At 55.0% G+C, this 18,586-nt stretch carries 15 protein-coding genes; 12 read left to right on the plus strand and 3 right to left on the minus strand.

Annotated elements, in window-relative coordinates:
• Nucleotides 1-75: 75 nt before the first annotated feature.
• Nucleotides 76-1,494, minus strand: coding sequence for a sodium-dependent transporter (locus KOI40_RS05560; RefSeq protein WP_216096451.1), 1,419 nt, complete (start codon nucleotides 1,492-1,494; stop codon nucleotides 76-78).
• Between the two features lie 342 nt (nucleotides 1,495-1,836).
• Here KOI40_RS05560 and KOI40_RS18590 point away from each other — a divergent pair, with 342 nt between their 5' ends.
• Nucleotides 1,837-2,268 (plus strand): type II toxin-antitoxin system RatA family toxin, encoded by a 432-nt coding sequence (locus tag KOI40_RS18590; protein ID WP_216096452.1) that lies wholly within the window; start codon nucleotides 1,837-1,839, stop codon nucleotides 2,266-2,268.
• Nucleotides 2,269-2,282: 14 nt separating this feature from the next.
• Nucleotides 2,283-2,615, plus strand: coding sequence for an RnfH family protein (locus KOI40_RS05570; protein ID WP_216096453.1), 333 nt, complete (start codon nucleotides 2,283-2,285; stop codon nucleotides 2,613-2,615).
• Nucleotides 2,616-2,666: 51 nt separating this feature from the next.
• On the opposite strand, the gene KOI40_RS05575 is transcribed toward KOI40_RS05570, so the two are convergent.
• Nucleotides 2,667-3,035, minus strand: a complete 369-nt coding sequence (locus KOI40_RS05575) for an outer membrane protein assembly factor BamE (RefSeq protein ID WP_216096454.1) — start codon at nucleotides 3,033-3,035, stop codon at nucleotides 2,667-2,669.
• A 143-nt stretch (nucleotides 3,036-3,178) separates the two neighbouring features.
• On the opposite strand from KOI40_RS05575, the gene fur reads away from it, so the two are divergent.
• Together fur and KOI40_RS05585 are read left to right on the plus strand one after the other, a co-directional pair.
• Nucleotides 3,179-3,586, plus strand: coding sequence for a ferric iron uptake transcriptional regulator (fur, locus tag KOI40_RS05580; RefSeq protein WP_216096455.1), 408 nt, complete (start codon nucleotides 3,179-3,181; stop codon nucleotides 3,584-3,586).
• Nucleotides 3,587-3,757: 171 nt separating this feature from the next.
• Nucleotides 3,758-4,300, plus strand: coding sequence for a hypothetical protein (locus tag KOI40_RS05585; protein ID WP_216096456.1), 543 nt, complete (start codon nucleotides 3,758-3,760; stop codon nucleotides 4,298-4,300).
• A gap of 41 nt (nucleotides 4,301-4,341) precedes the next feature.
• On the opposite strand, the gene recN is transcribed toward KOI40_RS05585, so the two are convergent.
• Nucleotides 4,342-6,006 (minus strand): DNA repair protein RecN, encoded by a 1,665-nt coding sequence (gene recN, locus KOI40_RS05590; protein WP_216096457.1) that lies wholly within the window; start codon nucleotides 6,004-6,006, stop codon nucleotides 4,342-4,344.
• Nucleotides 6,007-6,255: 249 nt separating this feature from the next.
• Between recN and grpE the strand changes: the two genes are divergently transcribed.
• The 8 genes from grpE (at nucleotide 6,256) to greA (ending at nucleotide 18,508) form a co-directional block, all read left to right on the plus strand.
• Complete coding sequence (gene grpE / locus KOI40_RS05595) at nucleotides 6,256-6,831, plus strand: nucleotide exchange factor GrpE (protein WP_216096458.1); 576 nt, start codon at nucleotides 6,256-6,258, stop codon at nucleotides 6,829-6,831.
• Nucleotides 6,832-7,044: 213 nt separating this feature from the next.
• Entirely contained in the window at nucleotides 7,045-8,973 is a 1,929-nt protein-coding gene (gene dnaK, locus KOI40_RS05600) for a molecular chaperone DnaK (RefSeq protein ID WP_216096459.1), read from the plus strand.
• A gap of 220 nt (nucleotides 8,974-9,193) precedes the next feature.
• Nucleotides 9,194-10,330 (plus strand): molecular chaperone DnaJ, encoded by a 1,137-nt coding sequence (gene dnaJ / locus KOI40_RS05605; protein ID WP_216096460.1) that lies wholly within the window; start codon nucleotides 9,194-9,196, stop codon nucleotides 10,328-10,330.
• A 40-nt stretch (nucleotides 10,331-10,370) separates the two neighbouring features.
• Nucleotides 10,371-11,171 carry a 4-hydroxy-tetrahydrodipicolinate reductase gene (gene dapB / locus KOI40_RS05610; RefSeq protein ID WP_216096461.1) on the plus strand — a complete coding sequence of 267 codons (801 nt, stop codon included), beginning with the start codon at nucleotides 10,371-10,373 and terminating at the stop codon, nucleotides 11,169-11,171.
• Nucleotides 11,172-11,446: 275 nt separating this feature from the next.
• Nucleotides 11,447-12,994: a methyl-accepting chemotaxis protein gene (locus KOI40_RS05615; RefSeq protein WP_216096462.1), complete on the plus strand. Its 1,548-nt coding sequence runs from the start codon at nucleotides 11,447-11,449 to the stop codon at nucleotides 12,992-12,994.
• A 584-nt stretch (nucleotides 12,995-13,578) separates the two neighbouring features.
• On the plus strand, nucleotides 13,579-14,703 hold the full coding sequence (carA, locus tag KOI40_RS05620) for a glutamine-hydrolyzing carbamoyl-phosphate synthase small subunit (RefSeq protein ID WP_216096669.1): 1,125 nt from the start codon (nucleotides 13,579-13,581) through the stop codon (nucleotides 14,701-14,703).
• Nucleotides 14,704-14,813: 110 nt separating this feature from the next.
• Nucleotides 14,814-18,035: a carbamoyl-phosphate synthase large subunit gene (carB, locus tag KOI40_RS05625; RefSeq protein ID WP_216096463.1), complete on the plus strand. Its 3,222-nt coding sequence runs from the start codon at nucleotides 14,814-14,816 to the stop codon at nucleotides 18,033-18,035.
• Nucleotides 18,032-18,508 carry a transcription elongation factor GreA gene (gene greA, locus KOI40_RS05630; protein ID WP_216096464.1) on the plus strand — a complete coding sequence of 159 codons (477 nt, stop codon included), beginning with the start codon at nucleotides 18,032-18,034 and terminating at the stop codon, nucleotides 18,506-18,508. The genes carB and greA overlap by 4 nt, the downstream gene beginning before the upstream one ends.
• Nucleotides 18,509-18,586: the final 78 nt, after the last annotated feature.

The raw sequence follows: 18,586 nt of genomic DNA on the forward strand, positions 1-18,586 counted from the left end.
GATTATATCGATTAGGTTGTCCGGGTAACAGCATTAATTCCTCCGCCCGGGGGAGCGGAGGAGAGAAGGACCGCCTTAGATCAGGCTCATTTCAAAGAACTTGTTTAAGACGGTGTTAATAAAGACGAACAGCAGGATCACGGGGACAAAGGTGCTGAGTGCGAAGTTGGAGTAGCGCTCCAGCAGCGAGCCTTTGAAGTCGGGGGCACCGTGTTCCAGTTCTTCGCTCATACCGGCTTTTTTCCAGCGATAGATCACCAGCAGGCAGATCATAAAGCCGTTGAGCGGCAGGATGGTCTCGTAGAACACATCATAGACGAGATCGAAGAAGGAGCGTTCGCCTCCGCCGTAGGACAGAAAGTGGGTTAAAAAGTCGACAATGCCAAACGACACGGCACAGGCCAGGGCAATCAGTACCATGGTGAGGCCCACGGCTGCCAGCGCCCGATTGCGGCTGTAGCCTTTCTGATCCATTACGCCCGAAACAGGGACTTCAATAATGGAGACCAGTGACGTCAGTGCGGCAAAGAACACCAGCAGGAAAAACACGGAAGCCACAAGACTCGCCCCCCAGTAGCCTACGGAGGCCTGCATGGCGAGGAAGATTTTGGGCAGGAAGGTGAAAATAAGAGAAACAGAGGAGTCTGACAGGTCGGCGGGATTGGTGTCCGGATTAAACGAAAAGATGGCCGGCAGCACCAGAAGACCGGCGGTAAAGGCGACACCGGTATCGGCCAGTGCGACCATCTTGGCCGAGCCGGGAATGCTGTTTTCCCGGTCCATATAAGAGCCGTAGGTGATCATGATGCCCATACCCAGCGACAGTGAGAAAAACGCCTGTGCCATTGCGCCGTTAATCACCTGCGCATTGATTTTGCTGATGTCTGGGATCAGGTAGTACTTGACCCCGAGCATGGCGTTGTCGCGGGTGAGAACAAAGATCACCAGCCCCAGCAGCATGATAAACAGCGCGGGCATCATGATCTTGGCGCCGCGCTCAATGCCTTCTTTCACACCGAAGTGCAAAATAATACCCACCAGTCCGGCAATCAGGGCCAGGTAGACAAAGACAAGGGGGCTATTGATGAAATTGCCAAAATAGTCGGGGTTGGTGAGGGCTTCCAGATCGCCGCCGATGATGGCAAACAGGTAGCCCAGCACCCACAGGGTAATCACGGAATAGAACACGGCAATCATATAGGGGGTGACCAGGGCGAGCCAGCCGCCAATGGACCACAAGGGATTGTTCTGCGAGAAGTGTTGGTAGGCGCCCAGGGGATTCTTGCGGCTGTTCCGGCCTGCACTCAGTTCCGCCATCATCACCGGTAGGCAGATCAGCACAATAAAAATCGCGTAAAGCAGTAAAAAGGCTGCGCCACCGTTTTTGGCGGCATTGACGGGAAAGCCCACCAGATTGCCAATACCAACAGCAGACCCTGCTGCTGCCAAAATAAACCCCAATCGTGAACCAAACTGTTCCCGTGTCGTTGCCATGCCGGTCTCTTTGTTGTCGTTTTGATTTTAGTTGTGGTTCTGTTTTGTCTTCACGGTTTCCTGCTCCAGTCGGGTCGATCTGACTTTGAGCATAAACTCTCACCCCTCAACAGTATGGCTGGATATTATCAACTTTAGCGGTGTTTATTCCAGTGCCGCAGGGGCGCCGTGGGAGGAATGACAGACTCGTCGGTGCGAGTAAGGACAAACTTGCAAAATGGCGGGCTTCTTGGCAAGTGCACGGCGAGTCTCTACAATCGGCCGGCTAATCAGGTTGGCCTAGCCGACACAGATGGCCGACACAGATGGCCGACACAGATAGCCGACGCAGACGGAGCCCCAGTGACCCAAATACATCGCAGTGCCCTTGTGGCCTATTCTGACCAGCAAATGTTCCAGCTGGTGAACGATATAGAAGCCTATCCTCAGTATATGGACGGCTGTATTGGTGCCGAGGTGCTGGAGCGCAGCGAATCCGAGATTACCGCGCGCCTCGATTTGAGCAAAATGGGGATGCGTTACAGTTTTACTACTCGCAATCACCTGGTTGAACCGGAAACCATGGATATGCGTTTGGTGGAGGGGCCGTTCCGTCAGTTGAAAGGCCTGTGGAGTTTTCGCGCGCTGGCGGAAAATGCCTGCAAGGTGTCGCTGGATCTGGAATTTGAGTTTAACAATGGCCTGGTGGCCAAGGCCGCAGGCAAGTGGTTTGAGTCGGTGGCCAATGAGCTGGTGGACGGTCTGTGTCGCCGTGCTCAGCAGATTTATGGCTAGTGCCGGAGAGTGATATGTCAGATATAGAAATGATTACGGTGGAAGTGGCCTACGCCCTGCCGAAAAAGCAGAAGATTGTGGAGTTGCTGGTGCAGCCGGGCACCACCGCGCTGCAGGCGGCCAAGCGGTCTGGGCTGGAGAAGGAGTTTCCGGAAATTGATTATGAAACTGCCAAAATGGGTATTTTTGGCCAGGCTCTGGGGACCAAGGGGCTGAAAAAGGCCAATGAGCATGAATTGCAGCCGGGCGACCGGGTGGAGATTTATCGGCCGTTAACGTCCGACCCGAAAGAGGTGCGACGCAAGAGAGCGGCTAAGGCAAAAGAGGTGGCGGAAGGCGACAAGTAATCAGGGTAGGTGACGCCGGGTTGGAGAAGGCGTCACCGAATCAGGTGGGTGTTACTCCGCTGCAGGCGCTTCGGGAGTCACCGCGGCGCTGGGGGTGTAATCGCCACTGAAGTAAGACAGGGAGTCGCCTTCAAAGTAGATACTGACGCGCTCTTTTACCAGCTCACCCTTGCCGGGGGCCATACTATAATAGTAATCCCAGCGGTTGGGGTTGAAGGTGTCCTCGATCAATGGGGTGCCCATAACATAGCGAACCTGACGTTTGGTCATGCCCGGCTTGAGTTGATCGATCATCTCCTGGGTCACGATGTTGCCTTGCTGAATATCAATTTTGTACACGCCCGGGAACTGAAAATACTGGCAGCCGGCCAGTAACAGCAGTGAAGTGGCGAGAAAGAGGCGTTGTACGTGTTTTTGCATAGCAGGGGTTCCACAAGGTAGAGTGAACGGGGATAATACCTGATCATTGGCGACGCTGAGAAGACTTCCGGCAGGATTTTCCGGAAACACTTGGCTCAGACCCTTCAGATTTTGGCATAGAACATTGAGAATTAGAGGCAAACATGGCGGATCAAAACCAGGAACTGCGTAAAGCAGGCTTAAAAGTAACTTTACCTCGTGTCAAAATCTTACAGATGCTTGAGGCTTCCGATCAGCGTCACCTCAGTGCTGAAGACGTTTACAAGCAACTGATGGAAGCGGATGAAGATGTGGGCCTGGCAACGGTTTATCGGGTACTGACTCAGTTCGAAACAGCGGGGCTGGTTGAGCGTCACAACTTTGATGGCGGTCACTCGGTATTTGAGCTGGATCGCGGCGATCACCATGACCATATGGTTTGTGTGGAAACTGGCAAGGTGATTGAGTTCCACAACGACGAAATTGAAAAGCTGCAAGTAGCCATCGCGGAAGAGCATGGTTACGAAATTACCGGTCACAGCCTGGTGCTTTACGTTAAGCCCAAGTCGTAAGCTCTTATTTGTGAGGTTGGGTCCTGCACAGCAAGTTCAGGGGCTTGGCTGGCAAACTCAAATATTTTAATAACAAATGTACTGCTGATAGCGCGGTATTAAAATCAAGACGTACGATTCGGCCCAGTGATTTCGTACAGATGTTTTTGTATTACAGAGGCACTTCTTCTTATGAGCGACGCTCAATCTCCCAAAAAGTTTAATCTCAACATGGTTCAGGTTCTGGATCTCGGCTGTGGCATCATGCATCAGGCGTTTATCAAGCAGCCTGCCGATAAAGCCAAGGCGCTGCTGAAAGACCTGAAAAACGGCAAGCGCATCCCGCTGGGAGCCCTGACACTGACCAACAAAAATGCCGAAGGGGAAGTGAAGGATCAGTTGGAAGTGCCCATGTCGCTGGAGCTGGATTACTCCGAGTTCAAAGGCGCCGGCTTTGGTTTTCCGGTATTCGAAGCTGCACTAAAAGCAATGCTGAGTCGGATCGGACAAACGCTGAAAGCCAAGAAAGATCTCAACATTCTCACCAATCAGGAAACCGGCGGTACGCTGGTGCACCAGCCGGGTGTCGTGAAAGTGGATGACCAGTTCAATGTGCTGGTGGTTTGCATCGAGCCGGGTAAAAAAGAAGACATCATTTTCAAGTTGATGTTTGTCGATCCGGATCAGTACGAGCAACTGCGCAGCGAGCCGGCAGACAAGTCGGCCGAGGCCTGATTGTTCAGAAGTGATTCAGGCCGGGGCTGGGTTGAGTAAACTCAGTCGGCCATCTCCAGCATTTCCCGCGCGTGGGCGATGGTTTGTTTTGTCATCTGCGCCCCGCCCATCATGCGCGCAATCTCCATAATCTTGTCATCGCCGTTGAGTTGAATCAGCGCTGTCTGGGCAGAAGTTTTGTCCGTTTCCTTGTGCACCTGTAAATGTTGATGTCCTTTGCTCGCCACCTGCGGCAAGTGAGTCACGCACAACACCTGACCCTGACTGCCCAGCTGCCGCAGCAGGTCGCCCACCACATCCGCAGTGGCGCCACCGATGCCCACATCCACTTCGTCAAACACCAGGGTGGGGGTGGTTGAGCTCCTTGCGGTGACCACCTGAATCGCAAGGCTGACACGGGACAGTTCACCGCCGGAGGCCACTTTGGCCAGCGCTTTGGGGCTTTGTCCCGGATTGGTGCTGATCAGAAACTCGATGTCGTCCAGTCCGTGGGGGCTGGCGTGTTCAGAGCCGCTGTGCAGTTGGATGGCCAGTTGTGCGTTTTGCATGGCCAGTGCGCGCAGTTGCTGATTAATGGCTTTCTGCAGTTGTTTGGCAGCCTTGTGCCGTTGCGCTGACAGCTTTTCGGCGCAGGCGATATAGGCAGACTGGCAGGCATTGGCTCTGGCTTCCAGCTCGTCCAGTTGTCCTTCGCTGCCATCCAGTTGTTCCAGCTCGCCGGCCAGCTCTTCATGCAGGGATTGCAGCTCGGTGGGCGAAATCCGGTGTTTGCGGGCAATGTCGTAGCAGCTGGACAGGCGCTCTTCGATAAAGGTCAGGCGCTCGGGGTCCATTTCAAAGCTGTCGATGTGGTGGTTGATCTCGCTGTGGGCTTCCTGAATCTGAATTTGCGCACTGAACAGCAGCTCTTCGGCGCTGGCGAGGGCTTTGGGCTTGTCGTTCAGATCCTGCAGCAAGTGCAGGGCTTTGCCCAGCGTGGTGAGCAGGCCGCCTTCTTCGTCGTCACAGATTTGTGCCGCCAGCTGGCTGTTTTGCAGCAGGGTGTCGGCGCTGGCAAGCTGGCGCTGTTCGGCCTCCATGGCTTCCAGCTCGTTGTCTTCCAGTGCCAGGGCATCCAGTTCCTGCACCTGATAGCGCAACAGTTGGGTGCGGGCGGTAATCTCTTCGGCGTTGTCTCGCCACTCCTCAAAATGCTTTTGTGCATCCTGCCAGTCCCGATACAGGGTTTTGCACTGACGCGCGAGCTCCTGATGGTTGGCGTAGTCGTCCAGCAGGCGGCGGTGGGTGTCTTTCTTTAATAGAGATTGGTGCGCGTGCTGGCTGTGGATGTCGATGAGCATTTCGCCCAGTTCTTTCAGCTGGCCGAGGGGCACGGGCTGGCCATTGATGTAGCCTCTGGAGCGTCCCTCACGGGTCACCACCCGGCGCAGCAGGCAGTCACTGTCGCTGTCGAGGTCGTGATTATCCAGCCATTGACGGGCTCGGGGGATGGCTGACACATCAAAGGTGGCGCAGATGTCGGCACGCTGACGGCCGTTTCTGACCCGGTCCGGGTCGGCGCGATCACCGAGGGCAAGCCCCAGTGCGTCCAGCAGAATGGACTTGCCGGCACCGGTTTCCCCGGTAATGGCGGTCATACCCCGGTTGAGTTCCAACTCGAGGGCATCCACAAGCGTAAAGTTCTGAACGCTGAGGTGGGTCAGCATGGTTGTGCTCCTGAAGCAGAGAGGCCTGGCGGGCTATGGCCCGGCCAACTGGCAGTGGGCTGTGATAATTCCGTTAATTTATAAAATAACCATGTGTATTTGTACAGTAGTTTTGTGGTTCAGGCAAATCCCCAGGTGTGTTCTGATAAATCCTGACAACAGAGCCCTTGAAAGATGTTTGGGCGGCCCCATATTGGCAGCAGGTCTTATGAATAACCCCATGAATTATCTTGGTATACGGAGTTCAGTGTGTCAGACGAACAGCAGACTACACCCGAAGTGGAAGAGGCAGCCGCAGCGGCTGCTGAGAAAAAAGCAGAAGAGCAGGTCGCCGAAGCGAGCGCTGAAGATGCGCCAACGGTCGATGCCGTTCAGGCTGAGATCGAGAGCCTGACCCAGCAGCTGGCCGACGCCAAAGAGCAGGAGCTGCGCGCTCAGGCGGAAGCTCAGAACGCTCGTCGCCGTGCCGAACAGGATGTGGAAAAAGCCCACAAGTTCGGACAGGAAAAGCTGGTCAACGATCTGTTGCCGGTGATTGATAATCTGGAGCGTGCGCTGGACGCCATGAATGTTGACGATGAGGCATTGAAGCCGGTGATTGAAGGTGTCGAGCTGACGCTGAAATCCTTCCAGGACACCCTGACCAAGCACAAGATTGAGGCTTTGAACCCGGTGGGTGAGCCGTTCGATCCGCAACTGCATCAGGCAATGACCATGGTAGAGAGCCCGGATGCCGAGCCCAATACCGTGATCAATGTGTTCCAGAAGGGTTACACCCTGCACGGTCGTCTGGTGCGTCCGGCGATGGTGGTGGTGGCCAAGTAAGGTCGCGGCTGCCCGCGATCCGCAGGCTGCGGCCTGTTTGAGGGGTTGTCTGGCGGAAGGAGTTTGAAAAAAACTCACCGTCAGGGTTGAAAAACAGCCAGCGGGGCCAATATAGAAGTCAACAGTTTGAGAAACATCCAGTTGCGACTGGTTGAGAACGTTTTAACAAGCCCTGCACCGTGATGCAGGCTCGAATTTTCGGAGATTATCGAAATGGGTAAAATCATTGGAATTGACTTGGGTACAACCAACTCTTGTGTGTCTGTACTCGAGGGCGGTAAAGCCAAAGTTATTGAGAACGCCGAAGGCGATCGCACCACACCATCCATCGTTGCGTTTACTGACGACAGCGAGATTCTGGTCGGTCAGAGCGCCAAGCGTCAATCCGTTACCAACCCGAACAACACTCTGTTCGCGGTTAAGCGTCTGATCGGTCGCAAGTACAAAGATGACGTGGTTCAGAAAGACATCTCCATGGTGCCTTACAAAATTGTTGAGGCTGACAACGGTGATGCCTGGGTAGAAATCAAAGGCGACAAAAAAGCTCCGCCACAGATCTCTGCCGAAGTACTGAAGAAAATGAAGAAAACCGCTGAAGACTATCTGGGCGAGAAGGTAACCGAAGCGGTTATCACCGTACCGGCTTACTTCAACGATTCTCAGCGTCAGGCGACCAAAGATGCCGGTAAGATTGCCGGTCTGGACGTGAAGCGTATCATCAACGAGCCAACCGCTGCGGCACTGGCTTACGGTATGGACAAGGCACAGGGCGATCGCACCATTGCGGTTTACGACCTGGGTGGTGGTACTTTCGATATCTCCATCATTGAAATTGCCGATGTTGATGGCGAGCACCAGTTTGAAGTACTGGCCACCAACGGTGACACCTTCCTGGGTGGTGAAGACTTCGACCTGCGTCTGATCGAGTATCTGGCGGCTGAGTTCAAGAAAGAAAACGGCATCGACCTGCACAACGATCCACTGGCTCTGCAACGTCTGAAAGAAGCCGCTGAGAAAGCCAAGATTGAACTGTCTTCTTCACAGCAGACTGAAGTGAACCTGCCGTACATCACTGCCGATGCGACAGGGCCCAAGCACTTGGTTGTTAAGCTGACCCGCTCCAAGCTGGAGTCTCTGGTCGAAGAGCTGGTTACCCGCTCTCTGGCGCCTCTGAAAGTGGCACTGGCTGATGCCGATCTGTCTGTCAGCGAGATTGACGATGTGATTCTGGTGGGTGGTCAAACCCGTATGCCAATGGTTCAGGCCAAAGTGGCTGAGTTCTTCGGTAAAGAAGCGCGTAAAGATGTGAACCCTGATGAAGCGGTTGCCATGGGTGCTGCGATTCAAGGTGCGGTTCTGGCCGGTGATGTGAAAGACGTACTGCTGCTGGACGTAAGCCCTCTGACTCTGGGTATCGAAACCATGGGTGGCGTGGCGACTCCTCTGATCGAGAAGAACACCACCATCCCAACCAAGAAGTCTCAGGTCTTCTCCACGGCTGAAGACAACCAGACTGCGGTTACCATTCACGTGGTACAGGGTGAGCGTAAGCAAGCTTCCCAGAACAAATCTCTGGGCCGTTTTGATCTGGCCGACATTCCGCCTGCACAGCGCGGTATGCCGCAGATCGAAGTGACTTTCGACATCGACGCCAACGGTATCCTGAACGTGAGCGCGAAAGACAAGGCCACTGGCAAAGAGCAGTCCATCGTGATCAAGGCCTCTTCGGGCTTAAGCGATGACGAAATCGAAAAAATGGTACAGGACGCCGAAGCCAACGCTGAAGCCGATAAGAAGTTCGAAGAGCTGGTGACTGCTCGCAACACTCTGGACGGCCTGATTGGTGCGACCAAGAAGACTCTGGAAGAAGCGGGTGACAAAGCCACCGACGAAGAGAAATCTGCAATCGAAGCGGCTCTGGCAGAAGCAGAAACTGCTGTGAAAGGCGACGACAAAGAAGCGATGGAAGCGGCAACCACCAAGTTGACCGAAGCTTCCAGCTCTCTGGCTCAGAAGCTTTACGCTGAGCAAGCTGCCCAGGCGGGTGCTGCTGGTGGTGCCGAAGCCGGTGCTGACAACGCAGCCGACGCTGATGACGGTGTTGTTGACGCCGAGTTTGAAGAAGTTAAAGACGATAAGTAAGTTCCGCGTTTCGCGAAAAACTTCTTAAAGTTATTGGCTTTTGACGAAGGCGCGGGCAAGTCCCGCGCTTTCGTTGTCTAGAACGTAAATTCAAAGTCTAGAACGTAAATTCAAAAGCGCGCTTTAGAAGCACCGTTTCAAGAAGCTGCTTAACGTTTAGCGAAACCGTTTTAGAAAAACCGTTTTTAGAGAAAGCAACAGCGCTTACAGGCTGAGAAATATGTCCAAACGAGATTACTACGAAGTCCTTGGGGTCGATCGCGATGTCACCAAGGCCGATCTGAAAAAAGCCTATCGCCGTGTGGCGATGAAATTTCACCCGGATCGCAACCCGGATGACAGCGAGGCAGAGGCAAAATTCAAAGAGGCCAGTGAAGCTTACGAGGTCTTGTCCAATGCCGAGAAACGCAGTGCCTATGACCAGTTCGGTCACGCCGGTGTTGATCAGCAGGGTGGCTTTGGAGGCGGCGGCTTCGGTGGAGGCGGCGGCAGCTTCAGTGACATCTTTGGTGATGTGTTTGGGGATATTTTTGGCGGTGGAGGCGGCGGCCGCGGTCGCGGCGGTCCAGCGCGCGGTTCCGATTTGCGCTACACCCTGGATCTGGATCTTGAGGATGCGGTTCGCGGTACTTCCGTTAAAATCCGCGTGCCGACACTGGTAAGCTGTAATACCTGTGACGGGTCCGGTGCGAAAGCCGGTACCAAGCCAGTGTCCTGTACGACCTGTGGTGGTGTGGGGCAGGTGCGCATGCAGCAGGGATTTTTCTCTGTTCAGCAGACCTGTCCGAACTGTCGCGGTAAAGGCACGATCATTTCTGACCCCTGTGGCGATTGTCACGGTCAGGGCCGCGTAGAAGAAACCAAGACCCTGTCTGTGAAGGTGCCACCCGGTGTGGATACCGGCGATCGCATTCGTCTCTCCGGTGAGGGTGAGGCGGGTACTGATGGCGGTCCGGCCGGTGACCTCTATGTGCAGGTGTCGGTAAAAGATCACGAGATTTTCCAGCGCGATGGCAAAAACCTGTACTGTGAAGTGCCCATCAGTTTTGTGGATGCGGCTCTGGGTGGCGAGCTGGATGTGCCGACCCTAGACGGACGCGTTAAGCTGAAGGTGCCTCAGGAAACCCAGACCGGCAAATTGTTCCGTCTGCGTGGCAAGGGCGTGACGCCGGTTCGCGGTGGCGCAGCCGGTGATCTGATGTGCCGGGTGATCGTCGAGACGCCGGTGAGCCTGAGCAACAAGCAAAAAGACTTGCTCAAAGAGTTCAAGGCGTCCATGAAAGGTGATAAAAACTCTCCCAAGCAAAACAGCTGGTTCGAGGGTATGAAAAACTTTTTTGGCGATATGAAAATCTAAAGGCTGAGTGATTCCAGAACAGTCTTTTAAGGAAACCGTTATGGTAAAAATTGCAGTGACCGGGGCAGCCGGTCGCATGGGTAAAACCCTGATCGAAGCGGTGGCGCTGGCCGAAGGTGTTGAGCTGACTGCGGCTCTGGAGCGTCCCGACAGCTCTCTGGTGGGTGCGGATGCTGGCGAGCTGGCCGGACTGGGCAAGAATGGCGTTACCATTGCCGGTGACATCAATGATGTGATCAATGACTTTGATGTGCTGATCGACTTTACCGCACCGGCGGCCACTCTGGTGAATGCCGCAGCCTGCGCGGCGGCGGGCAAGAAGATTGTGATCGGTACCACCGGTTTTACACCGGAAGAGGAACAGCAGCTGCTGGCCAATCAGGCGCAAACGGCTCTGTGTAAGGCGGCCAACTTCAGCACCGGCGTGAATGTCACTCTGAAGCTGTTGAAGCAGGCGGCCGAAATTCTCGGTGACGATTACGATATCGAAATTTACGAGGCGCACCACCGCCACAAGGTGGATGCCCCTTCCGGTACAGCTCTGGCTATGGGTGAAGCTGTGGCTGAAGGCGTCAATCGCAATCTGCGCGAAGTGGCGGTTTACGGTCGTGAGGGACAGACTGGCGCTCGCAAGCGTGAAACCATCGGTTTCGCCACAGTTCGTGGTGGTGACGTCGTTGGCGACCACACGGTGATGTTTATGGCGGATGGCGAGCGGGTGGAAATTACCCACAAGGCTTCCAGCCGTATGTCGTTTGCCCGTGGTGCCGTGCGTGCTGCGGGTTGGCTGAATGCTCAGCCGGCTGGTCTTTACTCCATGCAGGATGTACTGGGCCTCTAATGTCGGCTGTGGTAGCTTAGTCTGATTTCAGGCGGTTCCTGCTTCCAAAAGCCCCTGACGAAGTGATTCGTCAGGGGCTTTTTTTGTGCGGTTTCGTGACTTGATGTAAGTAGTTACTTAGCTTTTCGGTGATTTTTGTTGATGAAGTTTGAGTCAAACCGCTAAAGGTTTGAGGGGAATGCTCGATAACCTTCAATGAAATGGAAATAAAAACCGTGTGGGAAGCACTGTGAGCTGGTGCTTTAACTGCCACCGAACATAGAGTTGGAATGATTATGCGTAGTTTGTCCTTGAAGTGGAAAGTCCTGCTGGGCGTTACCGTCACCAGCATTATTGCCGTAGTTGTCTCGAGCGTGGTCTCCGTCAACAGTGAGGTGGGTCGTGTTGAAGAAGCCATCGAAAAAGACACTCTGACCCTGGCCCGGATTGTGGGCAGCAGTGCCGCAGGCGCCATGGCGTTTGGTGATACCGCCTCTGCGGGTAGCACCCTGCTGGCACTCTCTAACAGTGCTCGCGTTGAGTCAGCGGTCATCTTTAATGGCAGTGGATCACCGTTTGTCTGGTATGTAAAAGGTGAGAAAAAGACATCTGGCGACATGCCGGCGGGGTTGCCGGGGCGCGCCGGTGCTCAGAGCCTGACCATTGAAGAGGATTCTCTGGAGCTGTTTGAGCCCATTGTCGCCGACGGTGCTCAGGCGGGAACAATTTACATGAAGGTCCAGCTCGACGAGCTGGATGAAGCAGTGAGTGCGGCCATCTGGAGTTCGGTAGCGACAGTGTTGATGATCAGTGCTCTGGCGGCGGCGATTTCCTATGTGATCCAGGCCAGCATCGTTACACCGATCAACGCCGTGGTTGGGGCTCTGCGTGACATTGCCGAGGGCGAGGGGGATTTGACCCGTCGTCTGCCGGTCAACTCTCAGGATGAAGTCGGTCAGCTGGCGCAGTGGTTTAATACCTTTATCGCCCGGGTGCACAATATCATTTCCGATTTCTCGGCAACCGCCACCGAGCTGAACGGTAGCGCTACCCGCCTGTCGAATACCGCCAAAGAGACCGAGCGCGGGGTGGTCAGTCAGCAGTCTGAAATCCAGCAGGTTGTGGCGGCGGTACGTGAAATGGCCGCGGTGGTGGAAGATGTGGCCCATAACGTCACCCAGACTGCCGATAATGCCGAACAGGCGGACTCCGAGGCCCTGGAAGGTAATCGCGTTGTCACTGCCACCATGGCTCAGATCGAGAGCCTGTCGAAGGATATCAACGATGCGTCGGAAGTGATCGACAAGCTGCAGCAGGAAACGGACAACATCGGTTCGGTTCTGGATGTGATTCGCGGCATTGCCGAGCAGACCAACCTGTTGGCACTTAATGCGGCCATTGAAGCGGCACGTGCCGGTGAGCAAGGGCGTGGTTTTGCCGTGGTTGCCGACGAGGTCCGTACACTGGCTTCCCGCACCCAGAGCTCTACCCAGGAAATTCAGCAGATGATTGAACGTCTGCAGTCGGGTGCTCTGGAGGCGGTACAGATGATGGCCAAGGGTACCAGTCAGGCCAGCGAGTCTGTGGAGCACGCTGAGGCGGCCAGCCGCTCTCTGGATGCCATCACCGAGGGTGTCAGTGCCATTAAAGACAAAACCAACCAGATGGCCAGTGCCTCTGAAGAGCAGAGTGCGGCGACCCGTGAGATGGAGCGCAATATGAACAATATTGCCGATGCGGCGCGTTCAACCTCTGAAGGCTCTGTGGAAATTGCCTCCAGCACGGCTTCTCTGGCCGAGATGGCGGCCAAGATGGAAGGGATTGTTAAGCAATTCCGCATCTGATGGGTTGAGCGATCATGTCCATGCCGGATATTGCACCTCGGGAGGGCATCTGGCATTGGACACAAGCAGGACAAATCGCGTACAATCGCGCCTCAGATCGATCTTGGCCAAGGCCGCATAAGCGAACTAGACTGGTTGTTACATTTTCCACTGCAAAACGGGCTGATTTAAAGCCTGATAAAACAGCTGGGCGGGATGATAACAACACTGGTTGATGGTTATGAGATGCAAATAATTCAGAAGCGAGATGAAGCCAGGGGTTTCATCTCGCTTTTTTGCAACTGTCTTATTTGCAGCGGACCGGACAATTCCTACCCCAGACACTGTATGTGGCTTGAAGAGCTACCCAAATAACGTGCGACAGCAATCGCGCGGCAGCGTTGCTCGGGCTAGCGAAAAGCACGGCCGGGTGTGTCAGCCCAGCTGTTCACAGCGCCGGATTGATCGATAGAAATGAATGCACAGCGCGAGAGCGCAACCGCTGTGAGTGCTGGCCAGCCACGATGGCAAGCACGATACAGCCTGAAGATGAAGCCAAAACACATGAGGAGTCTAACTTGACAACTGGTGCCCTTACCCATCAGATGGACAGACCCGCCATCCTGGTACTTGAAGACGGTAGCGTATTCCGCGGCAGCGCCATCGGTGCTGATGGAATCTCCACCGGAGAGGTGGTGTTTAACACCGCGATGACCGGTTATCAGGAAATACTAACCGACCCCTCGTACGCGCAGCAGATTGTCACGCTGACCTATCCGCACATTGGCAATACCGGGACCAACAGCGAGGACGAAGAGTGCGATCGCATCTGGGCCGCTGGTCTGGTGATTCGCGATCTGCCGCTGCTGGCCAGCAACTTCCGCAGCGAACAGTCTCTGGACGAATACCTCAAACAGCGCAATATTCTCGGTATTGCTGATATCGACACCCGCCGCCTGACGCGTATTCTGCGTGACAAGGGCGCCCAGAACGGCTGCATCATGGCCGGTACGGTGGATGAAGATCAGGCTCTGGCCGCGGCCAAAGAGTTCGGTGGCCTCAAGGGGCTGGATCTGGCCAAGGAAGTGACCACTGCCGAGAGCTACTCCTGGCAGGAAGGCAGCTGGCAGCTGGGCAAGGGGTTTGTGTCTCCCTCCGAATTGAAATTCAAAGTGGTTGCCTACGATTACGGCGTCAAACGCAACATCCTGCGTATGCTGGTCGATCGTGGCTGTGACCTCACTGTTGTGCCTGCCAAGACCCCGGCCGCCGACGTTCTGGCAATGAATCCGGATGGTATTTTCCTGTCCAATGGCCCGGGTGACCCGGAGCCGTGTGATTACGCCATTGAGGCCATCAAGACCATTCTGGAAACCGATATCCCTGTGTTTGGCATCTGCCTGGGTCACCAGCTGCTGGCACTGGCTTCTGGCGCGCAAACCGTCAAGATGGGCCACGGTCACCACGGTGGAAACCACCCGGTACAGAACATCGAAGACGGCACAGTGATGATCACCAGCCAGAACCACGGTTTTGCGGCGGATGAAGCCAGCCTGCCTGCTAACCTGAAGGTTACTCACAAGTCGTTGTTTGATGGAACCCTGCAGGGGATTCACCGCACCGATAAGCCCGCGTTCAGCTTCCAGGGACACCCTGAAGCCAGCCCTGGCCCACACGATGCCGCGCCACTGTTTGATCACTTCATCGAATTGATGCAGGAACGTCGTTAAGACACGCAGTAGGACATTTGTTCGTGGTTCGATGTCAGATGCAGCGCTGATCCCGATGATCGCCTCATCCGACATCAGACATCCAACCCGAGAGATAGATAGAGCACAACATGCCAAAAAGAACTGACATACAAAGTATTCTGATCCTGGGTGCGGGGCCGATCGTCATCGGTCAGGCCTGTGAATTCGACTACTCTGGCGCCCAGGCTTGTAAGGCCCTGCGCGAAGAGGGTTACCGGGTAATCCTGGTCAACTCCAACCCTGCCACCATCATGACCGACCCGGCCATGGCGGATGCCACCTACATCGAACCGATTGAGTGGCGCACGGTTGAGAAAATCATTGAGAAAGAGCGCCCGGATGCGGTGCTGCCGACCATGGGTGGTCAGACGGCGCTGAACTGTGCGCTGGCACTGCACGACAACGGCGTGCTGGAGAAGTACAACGTCGAGCTGATCGGTGCCAACCAGAAAGCCATCCACATGGCGGAAGATCGTCATCTGTTCGATCAGGCCATGAAGCGTATCGGTCTGGAATGTGCCCGCGCTGACATCGTGCACTCCATGGAAGAAGCGTTGGAAGTGCCAAAGAAATTCGGTTTCCCGGTGATTATCCGTCCGTCCTTCACCATGGGCGGTTCCGGCGGCGGTATCGCCTACAACTGGGAAGAGTTTGAAGAAATCTGTACCCGCGGTCTGGATCTGTCGCCGACCAACGAGCTGTTGATTGACGAATCCCTGCTGGGCTGGAAAGAGTACGAGATGGAAGTTGTTCGTGACAAGAACGACAACTGCATCATCGTTTGTTCCATCGAGAACTTCGACCCCATGGGTGTTCACACCGGTGACTCCATTACGGTTGCCCCTGCCCAGACACTGACCGACAAAGAATTGCAAATCATGCGTAACGCCTCTCTGGCGGTACTGCGTGAAATCGGCGTTGAGACCGGTGGCTCCAACGTTCAGTTCGCCATGGACCCGAAAACCGGTCGTCTGGTGGTGATCGAGATGAACCCTCGTGTAAGCCGCTCTTCGGCTCTGGCGTCCAAGGCAACCGGTTTCCCGATCGCCAAGGTTGCGGCCAAGCTGGCCGTGGGTTACACCCTGGATGAATTGCAGAACGACATCACCGGTGGCGCGACCCCGGCTTCGTTTGAGCCCTCCATCGACTATGTTGTGACCAAGATTCCTCGCTTCACCTTTGAGAAGTTCGGTGATGCCGATGCCCGTCTGACCACCCAGATGAAGTCTGTGGGTGAGGTCATGGCCATTGGCCGCACTTTCCAGGAGTCTGTACAGAAAGCGCTGCGCGGTCTGGAAGTGGGTTCTGCCGGTTTTGAGCCAAAGGTGGATCTGAAATCCGACGATGCCCTGGCGCACATTCGTCGCGATCTGTCGACGCCGGGTGCTGAACGCATCTGGTATGTGGGCGATGCGTTCCGTGCTGGCATGTCCGTGGATGAGGTGTATGAAATCTCTGCCATCGATCCCTGGTTCCTGGTTCAGATTGAAGATCTGATCAAGTCCGAGCAGATGTTGTCAGCGATGCCTCTGACGGAAATCACCGCAGACCTGATGTTCCGCATGAAGCGCAAAGGCTTCTCGGACAAGCGTCTGGGTGAGTTGTTGAGCGTGAGTGAGAAGACCCTGCGCAGCCACCGCAACAAGCTGGGTATCCACCCGGTCTACAAGCGTGTGGATACCTGTGCGGCCGAGTTCTCTACTTCCACGGCCTACATGTACTCCACCTACGAGGAAGAGTGCGAAGCCCTGCCGTCGGATCGTGAAAAGATCATGGTATTGGGCGGTGGCCCGAACCGTATTGGTCAGGGTATCGAATTCGATTACTGCTGTGTACACGCCGCACTGGCCTGTCGTGATGACGGTTACGAGACCATTATGGTCAACTGTAACCCCGAGACGGTATCTACCGATTACGACACTTCCGACCGCCTCTACTTTGAGCCGGTAACGCTGGAAGACGTGCTGGAAATTGTGCGCAAAGAAAAGCCAAAAGGCGTGATTGTGCAGTTCGGTGGTCAGACGCCATTGAAACTGGCCCGCGCTCTGGAAGCGGAAGGTGTACCCATTATCGGTACCAGCCCTGAAGCGATTGACCGCGCCGAAGACCGTGAGCGTTTCCAGCAGATGCTGATGCGCCTGGATCTGAAACAGCCGGAAAACGCCATTGTTCGCTCTACCGAAGAAGCGGTTCGCATGGCTCAGCAAGTGGGCTACCCACTGGTTGTTCGCCCGTCCTATGTACTGGGTGGACGCGCCATGGAAATCGTTTATAAAGAGGAAGAGTTGCGTCAGTACATGCGCGAAGCGGTGCAGGTGTCGGATGACGCGCCAGTGTTGCTGGATCACTTCCTGAATGCCGCCATCGAGGTGGATATCGACGCAGTGTGCGACGGTACTGATGTAGTGATTGGCGCCATCATGCAGCACATTGAGCAGTGTGGTGTTCACTCCGGTGACTCGGCCTGTTCCCTGCCTCCGTATTCTCTGCCGGCCAGCGTGCAGGACGAAATGCGTGAACAGGTGCGCAAGATGGCCGTTGAACTTGGCGTTATCGGCCTGATGAACGTACAGTTGGCCTATCAGGGCGGCGAGATCTACGTGATCGAGGTGAACCCGCGTGGTTCCCGTACCGTGCCATTTGTGTCCAAGTGTATCGGTGTGTCTCTGGCGAAAGTGGCGGCTCGTGTGCAGGCAGGCAAGAGTCTGGCGGAGCAGGGTTTCACTACCGAGATCGTGCCGAACTACTACAGTGTCAAAGAGGCCGTGTTCCCGTTCAACAAGTTCCCAGCGGTTGACCCGATTCTGGGGCCTGAAATGAAGTCCACCGGTGAAGTGATGGGTGTGGGCGACACTTTTGCAGAGGCTTACGCCAAAGCCCAGCTGGGTGCCGGTGACGAGATTCCGACCGAAGGTCGCGTGTTCATCAGTGTGCGCGATTGCGACAAGGATGAATTGCTGCCGGTTGCAAAAGATCTGGTCGAACTGGGCTTCAGCCTGGTGGCTACCCGCGGTACCGCGAAGTTCCTGGCGGGCCACGGCATCAATGTGGATGTGGTCAACAAGGTGATTGAAGGCCGTCCTCACATTGTCGATATGATCAAAAACGACGAAATTTCCATGGTGTTTAACACCACCGAAGGCAAGCAAGCCATTAAGGACTCTGCTTCCATTCGTCGCAGTGCGGAAAACCACCGCGTCTACTACACCACCACCATTGCCGGTGCGGCAGCGGTCTGTATGGCTCTGCGTTTCGGACAGCAGCAGCAAGTTCGCAGCTTACAAGAGCTGCACGGGAGAATTGCAGGATGAATAAAGTTCCAATGACGGTTGAAGGCGCTAGCGCATTGCGTGAAGAGCTGGATCACCTGAAAAAAGTCGAACGTCCACGCATTGTGCAGGCTATTGCCGAAGCTCGTGAGCACGGTGACCTGAAGGAAAATGCCGAATACCATGCTGCCCGTGAGCAGCAGGGTTTCTGCGAAGGTCGTATTCAGGAAATCGAAGGCAAGTTGGCCAGTGCCCAGGTGATTGACGTGACCCAGTTGCCGAAAGGTGACAAGGTGATTTTTGGCACCACCGTGGTGATTGTGAATGTCGACACGGATGAGTCCGTGACCTACAAGATCGTTGGTGATGACGAGGCCAATGTAAAGGCCAACAAAATCTCCATCAACTCGCCCATTGCCCGTGGTCTGATTGGCAAGGAAGTGGGTGATATCGCCGTCATTCGCACTCCTGGCGGTGAAGTTGAGTACGAAATCGACGAAGTTCAGTTCGTTTAAGTTCGTGCGTCAGCATTAGATCCCTGAAAAAGGCGGCTCAGTGAGTCGCCTTTTTTGTCGCAATATTCCTTTAACTCC

The organism is Pseudomaricurvus albidus (assembly GCF_018863235.1).
Lineage (GTDB): Bacteria > Pseudomonadota > Gammaproteobacteria > Pseudomonadales > Cellvibrionaceae > Pseudomaricurvus > Pseudomaricurvus albidus.

Bases quoted from the DNA above. Each gene is read 5' to 3' on its own strand.
- KOI40_RS05560 (WP_216096451.1), bottom strand. From the start codon at position 1,494: ATGGCAACGACACGGGAACAGTTTGGTTCACGATTGGGGTTTATTTTG.
- KOI40_RS05570 (WP_216096453.1), top strand. From the start codon at position 2,283: ATGTCAGATATAGAAATGATTACGGTGGAAGTGGCCTACGCCCTGCCG.
- KOI40_RS05575 (WP_216096454.1), bottom strand. From the start codon at position 3,035: ATGCAAAAACACGTACAACGCCTCTTTCTCGCCACTTCACTGCTGTTA.
- fur (WP_216096455.1), top strand. From the start codon at position 3,179: ATGGCGGATCAAAACCAGGAACTGCGTAAAGCAGGCTTAAAAGTAACT.
- KOI40_RS05585 (WP_216096456.1), top strand. From the start codon at position 3,758: ATGAGCGACGCTCAATCTCCCAAAAAGTTTAATCTCAACATGGTTCAG.
- recN (WP_216096457.1), bottom strand. From the start codon at position 6,006: ATGCTGACCCACCTCAGCGTTCAGAACTTTACGCTTGTGGATGCCCTC.
- dnaK (WP_216096459.1), top strand. From the start codon at position 7,045: ATGGGTAAAATCATTGGAATTGACTTGGGTACAACCAACTCTTGTGTG.
- dnaJ (WP_216096460.1), top strand. From the start codon at position 9,194: ATGTCCAAACGAGATTACTACGAAGTCCTTGGGGTCGATCGCGATGTC.
- dapB (WP_216096461.1), top strand. From the start codon at position 10,371: ATGGTAAAAATTGCAGTGACCGGGGCAGCCGGTCGCATGGGTAAAACC.
- KOI40_RS05615 (WP_216096462.1), top strand. From the start codon at position 11,447: ATGCGTAGTTTGTCCTTGAAGTGGAAAGTCCTGCTGGGCGTTACCGTC.
- carA (WP_216096669.1), top strand. From the start codon at position 13,579: ATGGACAGACCCGCCATCCTGGTACTTGAAGACGGTAGCGTATTCCGC.
- carB (WP_216096463.1), top strand. From the start codon at position 14,814: ATGCCAAAAAGAACTGACATACAAAGTATTCTGATCCTGGGTGCGGGG.
- greA (WP_216096464.1), top strand. From the start codon at position 18,032: ATGAATAAAGTTCCAATGACGGTTGAAGGCGCTAGCGCATTGCGTGAA.